At 56.1% G+C, this 17507-nt stretch carries 20 protein-coding genes; 13 read left to right on the top strand and 7 right to left on the bottom strand.

Going from position 1 to position 17507, the window contains the following annotated elements; genetic code table 11:
• Positions 1-90 precede the first annotated feature (90 nt).
• Positions 91-1527: an aspartate ammonia-lyase gene (gene aspA / locus B3797_RS05445; protein WP_311790585.1), complete on the bottom strand. Its 1437-nt coding sequence runs from the start codon at positions 1525-1527 to the stop codon at positions 91-93.
• A gap of 347 nt (positions 1528-1874) precedes the next feature.
• Here aspA and B3797_RS05440 point away from each other — a divergent pair, with 347 nt between their 5' ends.
• The 4 genes from B3797_RS05440 (at position 1875) to B3797_RS05425 (ending at position 5110) form a co-directional block, all read left to right on the top strand.
• On the top strand, positions 1875-2333 hold the full coding sequence (locus tag B3797_RS05440) for an FxsA family protein (protein ID WP_033749241.1): 459 nt from the start codon (positions 1875-1877) through the stop codon (positions 2331-2333).
• Between the two features lie 237 nt (positions 2334-2570).
• The gene (locus tag B3797_RS05435) at positions 2571-2864 is read left to right on the top strand and encodes a co-chaperone GroES (RefSeq protein ID WP_021507766.1); all 294 of its coding nucleotides are present in this window, start codon (positions 2571-2573) and stop codon (positions 2862-2864) included.
• 45 nt (positions 2865-2909) lie between these two features.
• A complete protein-coding gene (gene groL / locus B3797_RS05430; protein ID WP_120455310.1) occupies positions 2910-4559 on the top strand; it encodes a chaperonin GroEL in 1650 nt (549 codons plus the stop codon).
• A 194-nt stretch (positions 4560-4753) separates the two neighbouring features.
• Positions 4754-5110, top strand: coding sequence for a DUF4156 domain-containing protein (locus B3797_RS05425; RefSeq protein ID WP_120455312.1), 357 nt, complete (start codon positions 4754-4756; stop codon positions 5108-5110).
• A 139-nt stretch (positions 5111-5249) separates the two neighbouring features.
• Here B3797_RS05425 and epmB read toward each other — a convergent pair whose 3' ends face one another.
• Complete coding sequence (gene epmB / locus B3797_RS05420) at positions 5250-6278, bottom strand: EF-P beta-lysylation protein EpmB (protein WP_311790584.1); 1029 nt, start codon at positions 6276-6278, stop codon at positions 5250-5252.
• A gap of 41 nt (positions 6279-6319) precedes the next feature.
• Between epmB and efp the strand changes: the two genes are divergently transcribed.
• From efp to B3797_RS05405, 3 genes are all read left to right on the top strand, one after another.
• Positions 6320-6886 (top strand): elongation factor P, encoded by a 567-nt coding sequence (gene efp / locus B3797_RS05415; RefSeq protein ID WP_311783259.1) that lies wholly within the window; start codon positions 6320-6322, stop codon positions 6884-6886.
• A gap of 51 nt (positions 6887-6937) precedes the next feature.
• The gene (locus B3797_RS05410) at positions 6938-7069 is read left to right on the top strand and encodes an entericidin A/B family lipoprotein (protein WP_120455318.1); all 132 of its coding nucleotides are present in this window, start codon (positions 6938-6940) and stop codon (positions 7067-7069) included.
• A 103-nt stretch (positions 7070-7172) separates the two neighbouring features.
• Positions 7173-7307 carry an entericidin A/B family lipoprotein gene (locus tag B3797_RS05405; protein WP_033749247.1) on the top strand — a complete coding sequence of 45 codons (135 nt, stop codon included), beginning with the start codon at positions 7173-7175 and terminating at the stop codon, positions 7305-7307.
• Positions 7308-7340: 33 nt separating this feature from the next.
• Here the strand turns inward: B3797_RS05405 and B3797_RS05400 are convergent, their stop codons facing one another.
• Positions 7341-7865 (bottom strand): lipocalin family protein, encoded by a 525-nt coding sequence (locus B3797_RS05400; RefSeq protein ID WP_311790583.1) that lies wholly within the window; start codon positions 7863-7865, stop codon positions 7341-7343.
• 134 nt (positions 7866-7999) lie between these two features.
• On the opposite strand from B3797_RS05400, the gene epmA reads away from it, so the two are divergent.
• Positions 8000-8977, top strand: a complete 978-nt coding sequence (gene epmA / locus B3797_RS05395; protein WP_311790582.1) for an elongation factor P--(R)-beta-lysine ligase — start codon at positions 8000-8002, stop codon at positions 8975-8977.
• A gap of 182 nt (positions 8978-9159) precedes the next feature.
• On the opposite strand, the gene degS is transcribed toward epmA, so the two are convergent.
• The 3 genes from degS to zapG all read right to left on the bottom strand — a co-directional run bounded on the left by degS (position 9160) and on the right by zapG (position 12198).
• A complete protein-coding gene (gene degS, locus B3797_RS05390) occupies positions 9160-10224 on the bottom strand; it encodes an outer membrane-stress sensor serine endopeptidase DegS (RefSeq protein WP_311783256.1) in 1065 nt (354 codons plus the stop codon).
• A gap of 92 nt (positions 10225-10316) precedes the next feature.
• Positions 10317-11687: a serine endoprotease DegQ gene (degQ, locus tag B3797_RS05385; RefSeq protein WP_311783255.1), complete on the bottom strand. Its 1371-nt coding sequence runs from the start codon at positions 11685-11687 to the stop codon at positions 10317-10319.
• A gap of 109 nt (positions 11688-11796) precedes the next feature.
• Entirely contained in the window at positions 11797-12198 is a 402-nt protein-coding gene (gene zapG, locus B3797_RS05380; RefSeq protein ID WP_120455884.1) for a Z-ring associated protein ZapG, read from the bottom strand.
• 175 nt (positions 12199-12373) lie between these two features.
• Here zapG and zapE point away from each other — a divergent pair, with 175 nt between their 5' ends.
• The 5 genes from zapE to sspB all read left to right on the top strand — a co-directional run bounded on the left by zapE (position 12374) and on the right by sspB (position 16024).
• The gene (gene zapE, locus B3797_RS05375; protein WP_311783254.1) at positions 12374-13501 is read left to right on the top strand and encodes a cell division protein ZapE; all 1128 of its coding nucleotides are present in this window, start codon (positions 12374-12376) and stop codon (positions 13499-13501) included.
• A gap of 228 nt (positions 13502-13729) precedes the next feature.
• Entirely contained in the window at positions 13730-14158 is a 429-nt protein-coding gene (gene rplM, locus B3797_RS05370) for a 50S ribosomal protein L13 (protein WP_033793286.1), read from the top strand.
• A gap of 15 nt (positions 14159-14173) precedes the next feature.
• Complete coding sequence (rpsI, locus tag B3797_RS05365; protein ID WP_031375459.1) at positions 14174-14566, top strand: 30S ribosomal protein S9; 393 nt, start codon at positions 14174-14176, stop codon at positions 14564-14566.
• A gap of 327 nt (positions 14567-14893) precedes the next feature.
• Positions 14894-15535 carry a stringent starvation protein SspA gene (gene sspA, locus B3797_RS05360; RefSeq protein ID WP_033749254.1) on the top strand — a complete coding sequence of 214 codons (642 nt, stop codon included), beginning with the start codon at positions 14894-14896 and terminating at the stop codon, positions 15533-15535.
• 3 nt (positions 15536-15538) lie between these two features.
• A complete protein-coding gene (sspB, locus tag B3797_RS05355; protein ID WP_311783253.1) occupies positions 15539-16024 on the top strand; it encodes a ClpXP protease specificity-enhancing factor in 486 nt (161 codons plus the stop codon).
• 52 nt (positions 16025-16076) lie between these two features.
• Here sspB and B3797_RS05350 read toward each other — a convergent pair whose 3' ends face one another.
• On the bottom strand, positions 16077-17495 hold the full coding sequence (locus B3797_RS05350; RefSeq protein WP_311783252.1) for a glutamate synthase small subunit: 1419 nt from the start codon (positions 17493-17495) through the stop codon (positions 16077-16079).
• Positions 17496-17507: the final 12 nt, after the last annotated feature.

Here is a 17507-nt window from a genome sequence, read left to right as displayed (position 1 = left end):
CATCAGAGTGAAAAGAGCCGGTTATGTACCAAATAAAAAGGCGCGCCGTGTTGATCGCGGCGCGCCTTTCTTCTTAATTACGTGAAAGAGTTACTGTTCGTTTTCGTCAGTGTAGCGACGGGCTTTATAAACCGGGTACATCAGGTTCTGCACCGAGAAAATGTCGTCCAGCTCGCTTTCGGTCAACAGACCGCGCTCCAGCACGACTTCGCGCACGCTTTTACCTGTCTCCGCGCAGATCTTGCCGACGATATCGCCGTTGTGATGACCAATATACGGGTTGAGGTAGGTCACGATGCCGATAGAGTTAAATACATAGGCTTCGCACACCGCTTTGTTGGCGGTAATGCCGTTAACGCATTTTTCCAGCAGGTTGTAGCAGGCGTTGGTCAGAATGCTGATTGACTCAAACAGCGCCTGGCCGATCACCGGCTCCATTACGTTGAGCTGTAGCTGACCCGCTTCCGCCGCCATGGTCAACGTGGTGTCGTTGCCGATCACCTTGAAGCAAACCTGGTTAACCACCTCCGGCACGACCGGGTTGACCTTCGCGGGCATGATCGAGGAGCCAGCCTGCAGCTCAGGCAGGTTAATCTCGTTAAGGCCCGCTCGTGGACCAGAAGAGAGCAGGCGCAGGTCGTTACAGATCTTCGACAGCTTCACCGCCAGGCGCTTCAGCGAGGAGTGCACCATTACGTAGGCGCCGCAGTCGGAGGTCGCTTCGATCAGATCTTCCGCCGGCACCACCGGCAGGTTGCTGACTTCGGCGAGACGCTGGACCGCCAGCTGCTGATAGCCGTCCGGCGTGTTCAGACGCGTGCCGATCGCCGTAGCGCCGAGGTTCACCTCCAGCAGCAGTTCAGCGGTGCGCAGAATGTTGCGCGTCTCTTCGTTCAGCAGGACGTGAAAAGCGTGAAACTCCTGGCCCAGCGTCATCGGCACCGCGTCCTGCAGCTGCGTACGGCCCATTTTGAGAATGGTCTCGAACTCTGCCGCTTTACGCTCAAAGCCTTCGCCCAGCTCTTTAATGGCGTCCAGCAGCTTCAGGATCGAGCTGTAGACCGCGATGCGGAAACCGGTGGGGTAGGCGTCGTTGGTGGACTGGCACTTATTAACGTGATCGTTCGGGTTGAGGAACTGGTATTCGCCTTTCTGATGGCCCATCAGCTCCAGCCCGATATTAGCCAGCACCTCGTTGGTGTTCATATTGACCGAGGTGCCCGCGCCGCCCTGATAGACGTCGACCGGAAACTGATCCATGCACTTGCCGTTGTTCAGCACCTCATCACAGGCCTGAATAATGGTATTGGCGATATTGCGCGGGATGGTCTGCAGCTCTTTATTAGCGAGCGCGGCGGCCTTTTTCACCATCACCATGCCACGCACAAATTCGGGAATGTCGCTGATTTTACTGTTGCTGATACGGAAATTTTCAATCGCACGCAGAGTATGAGCGCCGTAGTAGGCATCGGCGGGGACTTCACGCATGCCTAGCAGGTCTTCTTCGATACGAATGTTGTTCGCCATGATAACCTTCTTGTTATTGGCCGCTTGCGCTGGCGCCATCCATCACAGGTGATGTATTGATTTGTCGTGGAAAGCCGGAGCGGACAGTGTATCCGCCTCGCCACCGGCGCGCACGATCATATGCTGCTGCCGGGCTAAAGCGCGAGCGTGGATACGTATCCATGCATCAATTATCGTCGCAATAACCACGATATGTGATATCGCGCACAAATTTAACCCTACTGTAAATATTTGAAAACAGCGGTTGAATTAGCCGCGCCACAGGCCCATCTCATGGCTATGCCGTTTAACAGGGCATTTTTCGCTGTCTGCCTGACGCAGAGCAGCCCGACTAAAAGGAGAATACGGTGCGCTGGTTACCGTTAATCATTATTTTTGCGCTCGCCTGGATTGAGATCACGCTGTTTATTCAGGTGGCTCACGCGCTGGGCGTGTTGCTGACCATGCTGCTGGTGATTTTCACCTCGGCGATTGGCGTTTCGCTGGTGAAAAATCAGGGCATGAAAAACTTTATGCTGATGCAGGAAAAGCTGGCGCGCAACGAGAGCCCGGCTGAAGAGATGATCAAAAGCGTGTCGCTGATTATCGCCGGTTTCCTGCTGCTGCTGCCCGGTTTCTTTACCGATTTTCTCGGCCTGCTGCTGCTGTTGCCGCCGGTGCAGAAACATCTGACGCTCAAACTGATGCCGCACCTGCGCGTCTGGCGCGGGCCGGGCGCTGGCCCTGACAGCGGATTTACCGTTGATGGCGAATATGAACGTAAGGACAGCGATCGTATCGGCCATGACGATCGTCACGATCGCTAAGGGCTTCCAAAAGAAAAGCGTGACCTGCGGGCCACGCTTTTTTTATGCGCGGTGCTAAAAGTGTCGTTGCTGCGCAAAAAACAGGCAGTTGTCATTACCAGGTAAAAAAAATTGTCCTGCCGCCCCTTGAAAGCGATTTTGACCGACCCTATCTCTTGCACCACGAGGCCGGAAGCCCTGCAGCCCGGCGTTCAACCCAAAAATGAATGATTGGACTTCTCAAAGGAGAGCTATCTAATGAAAATTCGTCCGTTGCACGATCGCGTTATCGTCAAGCGTAAAGAAGTTGAAGCTAAATCTGCTGGCGGCATCGTTCTGACCGGCTCTGCAGCAGGCAAATCAACCCGTGGTGAAGTTCTGGCCGTGGGCAATGGTCGCATCCTGGAAAATGGCGATGTGAAGCCGCTGGACGTCAAAGTGGGCGACCTGGTGATCTTTAGCGAAGGTTACGGCGCAAAAACCGAAAAGATCGACAACGAAGAAGTGCTGATCATCTCTGAAAGCGACATTCTGGCGATTGTTGAAGCGTAATTACGCGAAATTCACTGAACGAAACGAATTTAAGGGACAATTGAAATGGCAGCTAAAGACGTAAAATTCGGTAATGACGCTCGCGTAAAAATGCTGCGCGGCGTGAACGTACTGGCAGATGCAGTAAAAGTTACCCTGGGCCCGAAAGGCCGTAACGTGGTTCTGGATAAATCTTTTGGTGCACCGACCATCACTAAAGATGGCGTGTCCGTAGCGCGTGAAATCGAGCTGGAAGACAAGTTCGAAAACATGGGCGCGCAGATGGTGAAAGAAGTCGCGTCTAAAGCTAACGACGCAGCGGGCGACGGCACCACCACCGCGACCGTACTGGCGCAGTCTATCGTTAACGAAGGTCTGAAAGCTGTAGCTGCAGGCATGAACCCGATGGATCTGAAGCGCGGTATCGACAAAGCCGTTATCGCCGCCGTTGAGCAGCTGAAAGCGCTGTCTGTACCTTGCTCTGACTCTAAAGCTATCGCTCAGGTCGGCACCATTTCCGCTAACTCCGATGAAAGCGTCGGTACCCTGATCGCGCAGGCGATGGAAAAAGTGGGTAAAGAAGGCGTAATCACCGTTGAAGAAGGCACCGGTCTGCAGGACGAGCTGGACGTGGTTGAAGGTATGCAGTTCGATCGCGGCTACCTCTCTCCGTACTTCATCAACAAGCCGGAAACTGGCGCAGTAGAGCTGGAATCACCGTTCATCCTGCTGGCTGACAAAAAAATCTCCAACATCCGCGAAATGCTGCCGGTGCTGGAAGCCGTTGCTAAAGCAGGCAAACCGCTGCTGATCGTCGCTGAAGACGTAGAAGGCGAAGCGCTGGCAACGCTGGTGGTCAACACCATGCGCGGCATCGTGAAAGTTGCTGCAGTGAAAGCGCCGGGCTTCGGCGACCGTCGTAAAGCTATGCTGCAGGATATCGCTATTCTGACCGGCGGTACCGTTATCTCTGAAGAGATCGGTATGGAGCTGGAAAAAGCGGCGCTGGAAGATCTGGGCCAGGCGAAGCGTGTCGTGATCAACAAAGACACCACCACCATCATCGATGGCGTGGGCGAGGAGTCTGCTATTTCCGGCCGCGTGACGCAGATTCGTCAGCAGATCGAAGAAGCGACCTCTGACTACGACAAAGAGAAACTGCAGGAGCGCGTAGCGAAACTGGCAGGCGGCGTTGCCGTTCTGAAAGTGGGCGCAGCAACTGAAGTTGAAATGAAAGAGAAGAAAGCGCGCGTTGAAGATGCCCTGCACGCAACCCGTGCTGCGGTAGAAGAAGGCGTGGTAGCTGGCGGCGGCGTAGCGCTGGTGCGCGTAGCGGCACAGCTTGCTGATCTGACTGGTCAGAACGAAGATCAGAACGTCGGTATCAAAGTCGCGCTGCGCGCGATGGAAGCGCCGCTGCGTCAGATCGTTTCCAACGCAGGCGAAGAGCCGTCTGTTGTTGCTAACAACGTGAAAAACGGCGACGGCAACTACGGTTACAACGCGCAGACCGAAGAGTACGGCAACATGATCGACTTCGGTATTCTGGATCCGACCAAAGTGACCCGTTCTGCTCTGCAGTACGCGGCCTCTGTTGCCGGTCTGATGATCACCACCGAGTGCATGGTGACCGACCTGCCGAAAGGCGACGCGCCTGATTTAGGTGCTGGCGCTGGCGGCATGGGTGGCATGGGCGGTATGGGCGGCATGATGTAATTGCCCTGACGCTTTCGTCATCTGAAAAACCCCCGATCGGAAACGGTCGGGGGTTTTTCTTTTGCAGATGAAAGGGTATAAGTAAGGGCGCAATACTTCGGCTTTGCGGGTTCAGGGCAATGAATGTTCAGAAAAAAGAGACATTTTTCTGCTACGCTGCCGCCCGATACTGATGATAATAAATGGGGATTACAATGCGGATTAACCTCTTGCTCGGACTGGCGGTCGGCACCTTATTGCTGGCTGGATGCAGCAGCTCTCACCAGTTGAGCGCTGGCGGCGAACGTGTCACCTTCACCGACCAACAACCGGGCAGCGAATGTCAGCTTCTGGGAAATGTCACCGGTTCACAAAGTAACTGGCTGAGCGGCTCCGGCGGCGAAGGCAGCTCTCTGCGCGGCGCAGCCAACGACCTGCGCAACCGCGCGGCGGAAATGGGCGGCAATGTGATTTACGGCGCCACCAGCCCGACGCAAAATCTGTGGTCCGCTTTCGCGCCGCTGGACAGCAAAATGAACGGGCAGGTCTATAAGTGCCCGGCGAAAGGCTGATCGCGTTCGCAAGCTTACTGATAACGGCCGGTTTTTACCGGCCGTAAATTTTTAGCAGGCGCAAAGCCCGGCTTGAGATAGCGGCTTTGCTCTGAAACCGCCGCTTATGACCCGCAAAGGCAAGGGCAGCCGGACCTCTCTACTCCTGACGCAGCTGCAAATCGAGCGGCGTTTTGCTCGGCTCGCCGCCAATCTCGCGCGCCAGCTTCGGCACCATATACCCAGACACCTGCGTCAGCAGCTCGCGTACCAGCGCGCGCGCCTCTTCGTCGGAGACAAAAAAGTGCGCCGCTCCCTGCACCTTATCCAGAACGTGCAGGTAGTAGGGCAGGATGCCCGCGTCGAACAGGGCGTTGCTGAGACTGGCGAGCGTCTGCGCGTTGTCATTGACGCCGCGCAGCAGCACGCTCTGGTTCAGCAAGGTGACCCCGGCGCGCTTAAGCTGCTGCATGGCAGCCGCCAGCGCTTCGTCGATCTCCTGCGCATGGTTGATATGCGTCACCATCAATACCTGTAAACGCGTTTCGGCGAGGATTTGGCACAACCCGTCGGTAATACGTGCCGGGATCACGACCGGCAGACGACTGTGGATACGCAGGCGTTTCAGGTGCGGGATCTGCGCCAGCGCGTCGATCAGCCACGCCAGCTCATGATCCTTCGCCATCAGCGGATCGCCGCCGGAGAAGATGATTTCGTCCAGCTCGGGATGGGCCGCGATATAGTCGATAGCCGTCTGCCAGTTGCGTTTGTTGCCCTGGTTATCCTGATAGGGAAAGTGACGGCGGAAGCAGTAGCGACAGTTAACCGCGCAGCCGCCTTTAACCAGCAGCAGCGCGCGGTTTCTATACTTATGCAATAAGCCCGGCACCACGCTGCTCTGTTCGTCGAGCGGATCGGCGCTGTAGCCTGGCGCCTGGATAAACTCCTGGCGCTGGGTGAGCACCTGCAGCAGCAAGGGATCCTGCGCATCGCCTGGTTTCATGCGGGCGATAAAGGCGCGCGGCACGCGCAGCGCGAAAAGCCGGCGGGCATCATGGCCAGCTGCCAGTTCGGCATGCTGTTCGAGGCCTAAAAGTTGCAGTAATTCATCAGGTTCGGTGACAACATCAGCAAGTTGCTGCAACCAATCTTCTCTGGAAGGGGTTTTTAGGGTTACAATGTGTGCCATTTTTTTGGCTATTACCAGTTCAATATTTACAGAGGGCCTTTATGGCGACTTATCTTAGCAACGATTTTCGTTCCGGTCTTAAAATCATGTTCGAAGGCGAACCTTATGCCATCGAATCCAGTGAATTCGTTAAGCCAGGTAAAGGCCAGGCATTCGCACGCGTTAAAATGCGTCGTCTGCTGACCGGTACGCGCGTTGAGAAAACCTTCAAGTCTACCGACTCAGCTGAAGGTGCGGATGTTATTGATATGACGCTGCAGTACTCTTACAACGACGGCGACTTCTTCTACTTTATGCACCCGGAAACTTTCGAACAGTACCAGGTCGAAGCGAAGATCCTGGAAGACGTGCAGAAGTGGCTGCAGGACAACTCAGAGTGTATCGTCACGCTGTGGAACAACAAAGCCATCGCCGTTCAGCCGCCGAACTTTATCGAAGCAGAAGTTATTGAAACCGATCCGGGCCTGAAAGGCGACACCGCTGGTACAGGCGGCAAGCCTGCCAAACTGGCGACCGGCGCAGTGGTAAAAGTGCCGCTGTTCGTACAGATCGGCGAAGTGGTTAAAGTCGATACCCGCTCCGGCGAATACGTGTCACGCGTAAAATAAGTGCGAAGGCGCATCCTGGGATGCGCCTTTTTCTTTGGTGAGTAAAGAAGAATGAAAAAACAGCTAACGCTTTTCACTCTTGTGCTGCTGGCCTGTTCCGCGCTCAGCGCCTGTAATACTTTTCATGGCTTCGGCGAAGATGTTTCCCACCTTGGCGGCGCCATCTCGCGCGCGGCAAAATAGACCCGGTAGATAACCTTTTTTCTGCGCGTTTCAGTCCGTTTGGCCATAAGCAGTCTATGCTTAAAGCGCTGTACTTGACTGCAACCACAAAAAGGACATTGCCATGTTAAAGAAAAGTATTGTTGCGATTTTCTCAGTGCTGGTGCTCTCTTCTCTGCTGTCCGCCTGTAACACCACCCGTGGTGTCGGCGAGGACGTAGAAGCGGGCGGCCAGGCTATTCAGCGTACTGCGCAGTAAATTCTTCAAGCCGGTACGATCTCTTCGTACCGGTTATTTCTGTTTGACCCAGATAAGCTCATCCACCGGGAAACCGGCCTGCCGCGCCTGATCCACCAGCTTCTGCTTCACGCCTTCTTCCAGCTGCGGCGTGCGCGATAATATCCAGAGATAGTGACGGTTGGGGCCGCACACCAGCGCATAGCGGTAATCCTTATCCAGTGCGATAACGTTGTATCCGGCGTAGAAAGGTCCAAAGAACGAGACTTTCAGGGCGGCGCGCTGCGGATCGCCGGTAAAGTACGCCTTGCCTTCGCTCTCCTGCCATTTCTGCTTCTGCGGCTTGTAGCCGCGGTTAACCACCTTGATACCGCCGTCATCGCGCGGGCTATAGGTTGCGGTCACCTGTTCCAGGCCGCGCTCGAAGCGGTGATCGAGACGCGCTATTTCATACCAGGTGCCGAGGTAACGCTGGCTGTCGAACCCTTCGACAACGGTAACGTTTTTCGGCGGCGTGGTAGAGCAGGCTACTGAAAGCACAGAACTCAGGCCTGCAATAAAGGTTTTCCATGGGGACATACACGATTCCTTTTTAGCTGAACAGATTAAGTATAGATGCCGCTGCGATTTTTCCCTGGGTTTGGGCGGCTCATTGTCTGCCGAGAGCATTGCAGGTAGACTTCCACCCCTTATTTGTATACGGAGTCATCACCATGAGCGAAACGGCAAGCTGGCAGCCGAGCGCACCCATTGCCAATTTGTTGAAACGTGCGGCTATCCTCGCGGAAATTCGACGTTTCTTTGCCGATCGCGGCGTGCTTGAGGTCGATACGCCGGCGATGAGCCAGGCGACCGTCACCGATATCCATCTGGTGCCCTTTCAGACGCGCTTTGTTGGCCCCGGCGCGACGCAGGGACGCGATCTCTGGCTGATGACCAGCCCGGAATACCATATGAAGCGCCTGCTGGCCGCAGGCAGCGGGCCCATTTATCAGATGGGGCGCTGCTTTCGTAACGAGGAGGCGGGTCGTCACCACAATCCTGAATTCACCATGCTGGAGTGGTATCGTCCGCACTACGATATGTATCGCCTGATGAATGAGGTTGACGATCTCCTGCAGCAGGTGCTGGAGTGCGACAGCGCTGAGTCGCTCTCTTACCAGCAGGCGTTTATTCGCCATCTCGATCTCGACCCCTTGTCAGCCGATAAAGCGCAGCTGCGCGAAGCGGCGGAGAAGCTGGGTGAAGGCGAACTGGCAAACCGCGAAGAGGATCGCGATACCCTGCTGATGCTGCTGTTTATGCTGGGCGTAGAGCCGAAGATTGGCATTGATAAGCCGACCTTCGTTTACCATTTTCCAGCCAGCCAGGCGGCGCTGGCCGAGATCAGCACTGAAGATCACCGCGTTGCGGAGCGTTTTGAGGTCTATTACAAAGGCGTGGAACTGGCGAACGGTTTCCGTGAACTGACCGATAGTCGCGAGCAGCGTCAGCGTTTTGAGCAGGATAACCGTCGGCGCGCAGCGCGTGGGCTGCCGCAGCATCCGGTCGATAATTTTCTGCTGGATGCGCTGGCGCATGGCATGCCTGCCTGTTCCGGCGTGGCGCTCGGCGTGGATCGTCTGATTATGCTGGCGCTGAAGGCGGATTCGCTGAGCGAGGTTATCGCTTTCCCGGTGGATCGCAGTTAGAAAAGGGCCTTGCGGCTGTAGCTTCCGGGCCTGAGCGGGTAGCGGGAACCGATCGCAAAGTCGCTCAAGGCATCCTTGCTCGCTCGGCCCGCGCCTTCCCTGGCGCGGGACGCTTTGCTCTTCGGCTCCCGCTACCCACTTCTCAACGCTGAAGCTGTCTGAAAGAGGCAACCGCCTTAGAATCAGTTCTCGCTGTCAGGAAACTCCTGAATAGTGACCGGCAGCGTCAGCTTCTGATCGTTGCGTAATACGTCGACTTTAATCACCGACCCTGGGCGGATCTCCGCGACCTGATCCATCGTCTCCTGAGCGGAAACGGCCGGTTTGCCGTTGACGCTTAGCAGCACGTCATTCACCTGAATGCCCGCTTTCTCCGCCGGGCCGCCAGGCGTCACCACGCTAACGATAATGCCCTGAACGTGATCGATACCGCTGCCCTGATTATGCAGCGCAGGCAGCTCGCGCCCGGTAATGCCGATATAGCCGCGAATAACGCGGCCGTCGCGGATCAGCTTATCCATAATCTTGCTCGCCAGCGCGGTAGGAATGGCGAAACCAATGCCTTCCGGCGTCTCGCCGTCGTTGCTTTTATCAAAGGTCAGGGTGTTGATGCCCATTAGCTCGCCCAGCGAGTTAATCAGCGCGCCGCCGGAGTTGCCCTGATTGATGGAGGCGTCAGTTTGCAGGAAGTTCTGGCGCCCCGATGAGCTCAACCCGACGCGGCCAGTGGCGCTGATAATACCCTGCGTAACGGTTTGGCCCAGGTTATAGGGGTTGCCGATCGCCATCACCACATCGCCGATATGCGGCACGCGGTGTGGGTTAATCGGGATAACCGGCAGGCTGGAGGCGGTAATTTTCAGCACCGCCAGATCGGTCATTGCGTCCGAACCTACCAGGTTGGCTTCAAAGAAACGGCCATCCTGCAGCGCGACGATAATCTGATCGGCGTTGTTGATAACGTGCTTGTTGGTAAGGATGTAGCCTTTAGCGTTCATGATCACGCCGGAACCCAGCGTGGTAATGCCGCGGTTGTTATTGCCGTGGGCGCTGCGGTTGTAGACGTTGACTACTGCGGGCACAGCGCGGCGTACGCCGGCATTAAAGCTGAATGGCGTCTTATCGTTGCTGTCGTCATGGTCGAGAAGGGCGCTGGTGCCGCCCATACGCAGTGCGGGCAGCGCCGCAAGCAAAATGCCCGCGACTATCAGGCCCAACACCACTGAACGCAAAAGTTTAGGAAACATGGTGTTAACTTACGCCAGGGGGAGATCGCAGGGCAGAATAGCACGAGAAAGGCGAACAAACACGCGATCGTGTTGTTCGCCTGTAGAGAAGATTAACGCAGCAGCAGGTAGATAGATTCGTCGCCGCGCACCACGTTCAGCGCCAGCACCGGCGGTTTACCTTCCAGCACCTTGCGCATCTCAGCGAGGCTGTTAACGCGCGTGCGGTTAACGCCGACGATCACATCATCTTTTTGCAGACCGACCTGCTCAGCAGGCGTGCCTTTTTCAATGCTGTCGATCTTCACGCCTTTATCGCCAGTTTTCGTCGCGCCGTCGCTCAGCATTGCGCCCTGCAGCGCAGGCGACATTAACTGGGCGCTCGCAGTGCTCTGCGCGCTTTGCTCCAGCGTTACCTCGACCGAGAGCGGCTTGCCGTCGCGCAGCAGGCCGAGCTTCACTTTCTCGCCCGGCGCGGTGGTGCCCACCTTCACGCGCAGTTCAGCAAAGCTGGTGATCGGCTTGTCGTTAATCGAGGTGATAATATCGCCTGACTTAATCCCCGCTTTCTGGGCGGCGGACTGTGGCAGCACCTCGGAGACGAACGCGCCGCGCTGCGCATCGACGTTAAACGCCTTGGCGATATCCGCCGTCATTTCGGTACCTTTGATACCGAGCTGGCCGCGTTTCACTTCGCCATATTTAATCAGCTGCTGCGCCAGATTCATCGCCATGTCGCTGGGGATAGCGAAGCCGATGCCGATATTGCCGCCGCTTGAGGCCAGGATCGCCGTATTGATGCCGATCAGCTCGCCATTAAGATTGACCAGCGCGCCGCCGGAGTTGCCGCGGTTAATAGCGGCGTCGGTCTGGATAAAGTTTTCCAGGCCTTCCAGATTAAGCCCGCTGCGGCCCAGTGCAGAGATAATGCCGGAGGTGGCGGTCTGACCCAGACCAAACGGGTTGCCGATCGCCACGGCGAAGTCGCCCACTTTCAGCTGATCGGAGTCGGCGATTTTCACCTGGGTCAGGTTCTTCGCGCCTTCAACCTGAATCAGGGCGATGTCGGTCTGTTCGTCATGTCCAATCAGCTTCGCGTCATATTCGCTGCCGTCGCCAAGCTGCACGCTGATTTTGTCCGCGCCGTTAACCACATGGTTATTGGTGAGGATATAGCCCTTAGCGGCGTCAATAATCACGCCGGAGCCCAATCCTTCAAAAGGCTGCGCCTGATCGCCGCCCGGTCCCTGACCGAAAAAGCGTTTTAACGGCTCAGGAATATCCTGCGCCTGGCTGGCCGCTTCCGTACCTTCAACATGGACGCTGACTACCGCCGGTAACACTTTTTCCAGCATCGGCGCCAGGCTGGGTAATGGCTGGCCCTGAATCTGCGCGGGTAATGTCGCCATCGCAGCAGGCGCCGCGGCAAGGCTCATCCCAATACTCAAGGCTAATGCGCTTAACAGTCGTGCTTGTTTTTTCATTGCTACAACGCTCTCGCTGCGAAAAGTGGGGGAGTAAACGTATGTGACAGCTGATTCAGGGTCGGGTTCGCAAAAATGCGGGGCGCAACGTGATTGCGCCCCAATAAGATTAGTCGCGCGCGGCGCGTTCGCCACGCAGCAGGCCGGAAGCGCCTTCAGAATAGTCGCGCGGGATCTGAACCGGCGCCTGATCGTTATCCGCTTCCGCTTCAGTCAGCTGATAGGCAAAAGGATTTTTTTCGCCCGGCAGGTTCGGCAGCAGATCGTTCGATCCTTTCGCCATATGCTGATAAAGCTGGCGATAGTCGCGCGCCATATTATCCAGCAGCTCTGCGCTCTGCGCGAAGTGGTTAGTGAGCTCTTCGCGGTAATCCGCCAGCTCCGCTTTAGACTTCTCCAGCTCGTACTGCATGCTACGCTGTTCACGCAGCTTTTTGTTACCAAAACGCATGGCAACCGCGCCGATAATAATGCCAATTACTAAACCAATTAGCCCGTATTCCCAGGTCATAATGACTCCCATGTAATTTCCGTTGCTTGTAGGGCATCCACCATTTCAATAATAGCCACTATACCCGTTAATCTTATGGATGTGGAACTCTGAGGCGGCATGCCTTAGTGTAGAGCGGCCTTTTTTTCATCAACCGAACTGTGAATAAGACCTTATCAGGGATTCTGAGAGAACCATGCAAACCTCATCTCCGCTTGCGCGCTATGAGCAGGCGCTGTCGCAGGGCGACTTTAAACCCGATGATGTACAACGTGAAGCGATCACCCGACTGGACGCCGTTCAGCGGGCGCTGATCGCGCGTCAGCCTGAGCAACCTGCGAGCGGCAAAGGATTATTTGGCCGCCTGTCCCGACTGATGGGCAAAGAGAAAAGCGAAACGCAGGCGCCGGTGCGCGGCCTCTATATGTGGGGCGGCGTAGGGCGCGGCAAAACCTGGGTCATGGATTTGTTTTTTCAGTCTATTCCTGGCAACCGCAAGCTGCGCCTGCATTTCCATCGCTTTATGCTGCGCGTGCATGAAGAGCTGACCCAGCTGCAGGGACAGAGCGATCCTTTACTGACGATCGCCGACCGTTTTAAAGCCGAAACGGATATTCTCTGCTTCGATGAATTCTTCGTCTCCGATATTACCGACGCTATGCTGCTCGGCACGCTGATGGAGGCGCTCTTCGCGCGCGGCATCACGCTGGTGGCGACGTCGAATATTCCACCGGACGATCTCTACCGCAACGGCCTGCAGCGCGCGCGCTTTCTGCCAGCAATTGAGCAGATCAAACAGCACTGCGACGTGATGAACGTCGACGCCGGCATCGACTACCGGCTACGCACCCTGACCTCAGCGCACCTGTGGAACTCGCCGCTGAACGAGGCGACGCACGCCGAAATGGAACGCATGTTTAAGGCGCTGGCGGGCAGCGCGCGCGACGACGCGCCGGTGCTGGAGATTAACCATCGTCAGATGCCGACGCTGGGTGTCAGTGAAGGTGTGCTGGCGATCGACTTCCTGACGCTGTGCGGGGAAGGGCGCAGCCAGCATGACTATATCGAGCTGTCGCGTCGCTTTCACAGCGTGCTGCTCTATGACGTGCCGGTGATGATTTATAAAACCGAAGATCAGGCGCGACGCTTCCTCGCGCTGGTGGATGAGTTCTACGAGCGCCACGTCAAACTGGTAGTCGCGGCGGAAACCTCGCTGTTTGAAATCTATCAGGGCACGCGGCTGAAATTTGAGTATCAGCGCTGCCTGTCGCGCCTGCAGGAGATGCAGAGCGAAGAGTATCTGCGGCTGCCGCATCTGCCCTGATCGCGCCCAATAAAAAGATCAAATAGAGTTCGATTTTTGTAATCGACTTCTCTATAATCTTGCGACCCCACGTTACAGCAACTGGATTTATTTCCCGAATCCGTTGTGCTCCGGTAACTCTATCCGAAGGGGTGGGCTTGCTGGTCAAAATGGTCGTGTGAGCCTCAACCGTTTACTTAAGCGTTTGGGTTTTCACCAACGTGTAACTTAATTTGGGTAAGCTTTTCGATGAAAACTTTTACAGCTAAACCAGAAACCGTACAGCGTGACTGGTATGTTGTTGACGCAACTGGCAAAACCTTGGGTCGCCTGGCGACTGAACTGGCGCGCCGTCTGCGTGGTAAGCATAAAGCGGAGTACACTCCGCACGTTGATACTGGTGATTACATCATCGTTCTGAACGCTGACAAAGTCGCCGTTACCGGCAACAAGCGTACTGACAAGATTTACTATCACCACACCGGCCACATCGGTGGTATCAAACAGGCGACCTTTGAAGAGATGATTGCTCGCCGTCCTGAGCGTGTGATTGAAATCGCGGTTAAAGGCATGCTGCCGAAGGGCCCGCTGGGCCGTGCAATGTTCCGTAAGCTGAAAGTTTACGCGGGCAACGAGCACACCCATGCGGCACAGCAACCGCAAGTTCTTGACATTTAATCGGGATTACAGGCAATGGCTGAAACTCAAAACTACGGCACTGGTCGCCGCAAAAGCTCCACCGCTCGCGTATTCATTAAGCCGGGCAGTGGCAACATCGTTATCAACCAACGTTCTCTGGAACAGTATTTCGGTCGCGAAACTGCCCGCATGGTAGTTCGTCAGCCGCTTGAGCTGCTGGACCTGGTTGGTAAATTCGATCTGTACGTCACCGTTAAAGGTGGTGGTATTTCTGGTCAGGCAGGTGCGATCCGTCACGGCATCACCCGCGCTCTGATGGAGTACGACGAATCTCTGCGTGCTGAACTGCGTAAAGCGGGCTTCGTTACCCGTGACGCACGTCAGGTTGAACGTAAGAAAGTCGGTCTGCGTAAAGCACGCCGTCGTCCGCAGTTCTCCAAGCGTTAATTGTTTGCGGCTCCGGCTGCTACGATTGGCACAAAAAACCCGCTTCGGCGGGTTTTTTATTTTCCCCTTCGGCGCGTCTGAATAGCGCTAAAATCCCTGCGCTGCTCGCAAATTCCCCGCAAATCTCGAATCCCCGCCCACAAGCTGCCCAAAATCTGGTAAACTCTGTGTCACTTTGCGCCCATAAGTCGGCGTGTTATGTCGGTCAACCGTCGGGATGTCGGAGAGACAAGACTAGCGCAGGCTGTGAGCGAACGATTGAGCAGGTGAGTCGCCGTGTGGTTGGCTATTCGCAGTAACTTTTTGTGAACAAACTTGGAGGTTTTCATGGCTGTCGCTGCCAACAAACGTTCGGTAATGACGCTGTTTTCCGGTCCTACTGACATTTTCAGCCATCAGGTACGCATCGTACTGGCTGAAAAAGGCGTTAGTGTAGAGATCGAGCAGGTCGAAATGGATAACCTGCCGCAGGATCTGATTGACCTCAACCCGTATCGCACTGTGCCGACGCTGGTAGATCGCGAACTGACGCTGTATGAATCCCGCATCATTATGGAATACCTGGACGAGCGCTTCCCGCATCCGCCGCTGATGCCGGTTTATCCGGTTGCGCGTGGCGAAAGCCGTCTGATGATGCACCGCGTCGAGCAGGACTGGTACAGCCTGATGCACACCATTGAAAAAAGCAGCGGTCAGGAAGCGGAAGCCGCGCGTAAGCAGCTGCGTGAAGAGCTGCTGGCGATTGCGCCGCTGTTCGCCCGCACCCCGTTCTTTATGAGCGAGGAGTTTAGCCTGGTGGATTGCTATCTGGCACCGCTGCTGTGGCGTCTGCCGTCTATGGGCATCGATCTTGCTGGCGCCGGTTCGAAAGAACTGAAAGGCTATATGAATCGCGTATTTGAGCGTGACTCTTTCCTCGCTTCACTGACGGAAGCGGAACGTGAAATGCGCCTGCAAGCCCGGGGCTAATCTATGGAAATGTCGCAACTCTCAGCCCGTCGTCCTTACCTGTTGCGCGCGTTTTACGACTGGCTGCTCGACAACCAGCTGACGCCGCATCTGGTGGTCGACATCAATCTGCAAGGCGTTCAGGTGCCGCTTGAGTACGCGCGCGATGGCCAGATTGTGCTGAACATTGCGCCGCGCGCGGTCGGCAATCTGGAACTCGGCAACGACGAAGTGCGTTTCAATGCGCGTTTCGGCGGCGTGCCGCGTCAGGTTTCTGTGCCGATGGCCGCTATTCTGGCAATCTACGCGCGTGAAAATGGCGCGGGCACTATGTTCGAGCCGGAACCGGCCTATGAGCTGGGCGCACAGGACGCGGAAGAGACGCCGGCCGATCCTGTGATGTCAGTAATTGATGGCGATCGTCCGGACGATGCCACCGAAGAAGACAACTCGCCGGATGACGATCCGCCGCCGCGCGGCAATCGCCCGTCGCTGCGCGTGGTGAAATAAAAGATAAAAAAAAGCCGGCTGCGATAGCCGGCTTTTTTGTCGCTGTAGAAGCTTACACTTCCAGATAGTCCATAATGCCTTCTGCGGCTTTACGGCCTTCGGCAATTGCTGTCACCACCAGGTCTGAACCGCGCACCGCATCGCCGCCGGCGAAGATTTTAGGGTTGCTGGTTTGAAAGGCGCTCTCCGCGTGTTCCGGCGCGATAATGCGTCCCTGGCCATCCAGCTCTACGCTAAAATCGGCAAGCCATTCCATTTTGTGCGGACGGAAACCGAACGCCATTACCACTGCGTCTGCGGGCAGCACATGCTCCGAGCCGGCCACGATCTCAGCGCGACGACGTCCTGCCGCATCGGGCTGGCCCATCTCGGTACGCGCCACTTTTACGCCGCTGACGCGACCGCTGGCGTTGATTTCGATGCCCAGCGGCTGCACGTTGAACTGAAACTCCACACCCTCTTCACGCGCGTTTTTCACCTCGCGTTTCGAGCCTGGCATATTCGCTTCATCACGACGATAGGCGCAGGTCACGTGCGTTGCGCCCTGACGGATTGAGGTACGTACGCAGTCCATCGCGGTATCGCCGCCGCCCAGCACCACAACGCGCTTGCCTTCCATATTGACGTAAGGCTGGTCGTCCTGCTGCGCAAAGCCCATGGTATGTTTGGTGTTGGCGATCAGGAACGGCAGCGCATCATAGACGCCTGGCGCATCCTCATTCTCCAGTCCGCCGCGCATCGACTGATAGGTGCCGACGCCAAGGAAAACCGCATCATAGGCGTTCACCAGGTCGCTCATCTGTATGTCGCGGCCCACTTCAGTATTCAGCTGGAACTCAATGCCCATTTCGGTAAAGAGCTTACGGCGTTTGATCATCACCTCTTTTTCCAGCTTGAACGACGGAATGCCGAAGGTCAGCAGGCCGCCGATTTCCGGATGGCGATCGTAAACCACCGCTTTCACGCCGTTACGCGTCAGCACGTCGGCGCAGGCGAGGCCCGCCGGGCCAGCGCCGATGATCGCCACCCGCTTGCCGGTCGGTTTAACGTGCGACATATCCGGCTTCCAGCCCATCTCCATCGCTTTATCGTTGATGTAGCGCTCGATATTGCCGATAGTGACCGCGCCGAACTCGTCGTTCAGGGTGCAGGAGCCTTCGCACAGACGATCCTGTGGACAAACGCGTCCGCACACTTCCGGCAGGCTGTTGGTCTGATGCGACAGATCCGCCGCTTCCATAATGCGGCCTTCGTTCGCCAGCTTCAGCCAGTTAGGAATGTAGTTGTGAACCGGACACTTCCACTCGCAGTAAGGGTTACCGCAGGAGAGACAGCGATCGGCCTGCGCCTTCGCCTGGCTCTCGGAAAAGGGCTCATAGATTTCCACAAACTCAATTTTACGAATTTTCAGCGGCTTCTTTGGCGGGTCAACGCGCTGCAAGTCGATAAATTGATAGACGTTTTGACTCATCGTAACCTCTTA

Origin of the sequence: Pantoea sp. UBA5923, from assembly GCF_002431095.1 — a bacterium.
Classification (GTDB): domain Bacteria; phylum Pseudomonadota; class Gammaproteobacteria; order Enterobacterales; family Enterobacteriaceae; genus Pantoea; species Pantoea piersonii.
The sequence above is the reverse complement of the archived record's forward strand: the minus strand, read 5'-3'. Positions and strand labels throughout refer to the sequence as shown.

Excerpts from the sequence above, each read along its gene's own strand:
- B3797_RS05435 (WP_021507766.1), top strand. The coding sequence starts at position 2,571 with ATGAAAATTCGTCCGTTGCACGATCGCGTTATCGTCAAGCGTAAAGAA.
- zapE (WP_311783254.1), top strand. The coding sequence starts at position 12,374 with ATGCAAACCTCATCTCCGCTTGCGCGCTATGAGCAGGCGCTGTCGCAG.
- aspA (WP_311790585.1), bottom strand. The coding sequence starts at position 1,527 with ATGGCGAACAACATTCGTATCGAAGAAGACCTGCTAGGCATGCGTGAA.
- zapG (WP_120455884.1), bottom strand. The coding sequence starts at position 12,198 with ATGACCTGGGAATACGGGCTAATTGGTTTAGTAATTGGCATTATTATC.
- B3797_RS05410 (WP_120455318.1), top strand. The coding sequence starts at position 6,938 with ATGAAAAAACAGCTAACGCTTTTCACTCTTGTGCTGCTGGCCTGTTCC.
- groL (WP_120455310.1), top strand. The coding sequence starts at position 2,910 with ATGGCAGCTAAAGACGTAAAATTCGGTAATGACGCTCGCGTAAAAATG.
- epmA (WP_311790582.1), top strand. The coding sequence starts at position 8,000 with ATGAGCGAAACGGCAAGCTGGCAGCCGAGCGCACCCATTGCCAATTTG.
- degQ (WP_311783255.1), bottom strand. The coding sequence starts at position 11,687 with ATGAAAAAACAAGCACGACTGTTAAGCGCATTAGCCTTGAGTATTGGG.
- B3797_RS05400 (WP_311790583.1), bottom strand. The coding sequence starts at position 7,865 with ATGTCCCCATGGAAAACCTTTATTGCAGGCCTGAGTTCTGTGCTTTCA.
- rpsI (WP_031375459.1), top strand. The coding sequence starts at position 14,174 with ATGGCTGAAACTCAAAACTACGGCACTGGTCGCCGCAAAAGCTCCACC.
- sspB (WP_311783253.1), top strand. The coding sequence starts at position 15,539 with ATGGAAATGTCGCAACTCTCAGCCCGTCGTCCTTACCTGTTGCGCGCG.
- efp (WP_311783259.1), top strand. The coding sequence starts at position 6,320 with ATGGCGACTTATCTTAGCAACGATTTTCGTTCCGGTCTTAAAATCATG.
- sspA (WP_033749254.1), top strand. The coding sequence starts at position 14,894 with ATGGCTGTCGCTGCCAACAAACGTTCGGTAATGACGCTGTTTTCCGGT.
- rplM (WP_033793286.1), top strand. The coding sequence starts at position 13,730 with ATGAAAACTTTTACAGCTAAACCAGAAACCGTACAGCGTGACTGGTAT.
- B3797_RS05425 (WP_120455312.1), top strand. The coding sequence starts at position 4,754 with ATGCGGATTAACCTCTTGCTCGGACTGGCGGTCGGCACCTTATTGCTG.
- degS (WP_311783256.1), bottom strand. The coding sequence starts at position 10,224 with ATGTTTCCTAAACTTTTGCGTTCAGTGGTGTTGGGCCTGATAGTCGCG.
- B3797_RS05350 (WP_311783252.1), bottom strand. The coding sequence starts at position 17,495 with ATGAGTCAAAACGTCTATCAATTTATCGACTTGCAGCGCGTTGACCCG.
- epmB (WP_311790584.1), bottom strand. The coding sequence starts at position 6,278 with ATGGCACACATTGTAACCCTAAAAACCCCTTCCAGAGAAGATTGGTTG.
- B3797_RS05405 (WP_033749247.1), top strand. The coding sequence starts at position 7,173 with ATGTTAAAGAAAAGTATTGTTGCGATTTTCTCAGTGCTGGTGCTCTCT.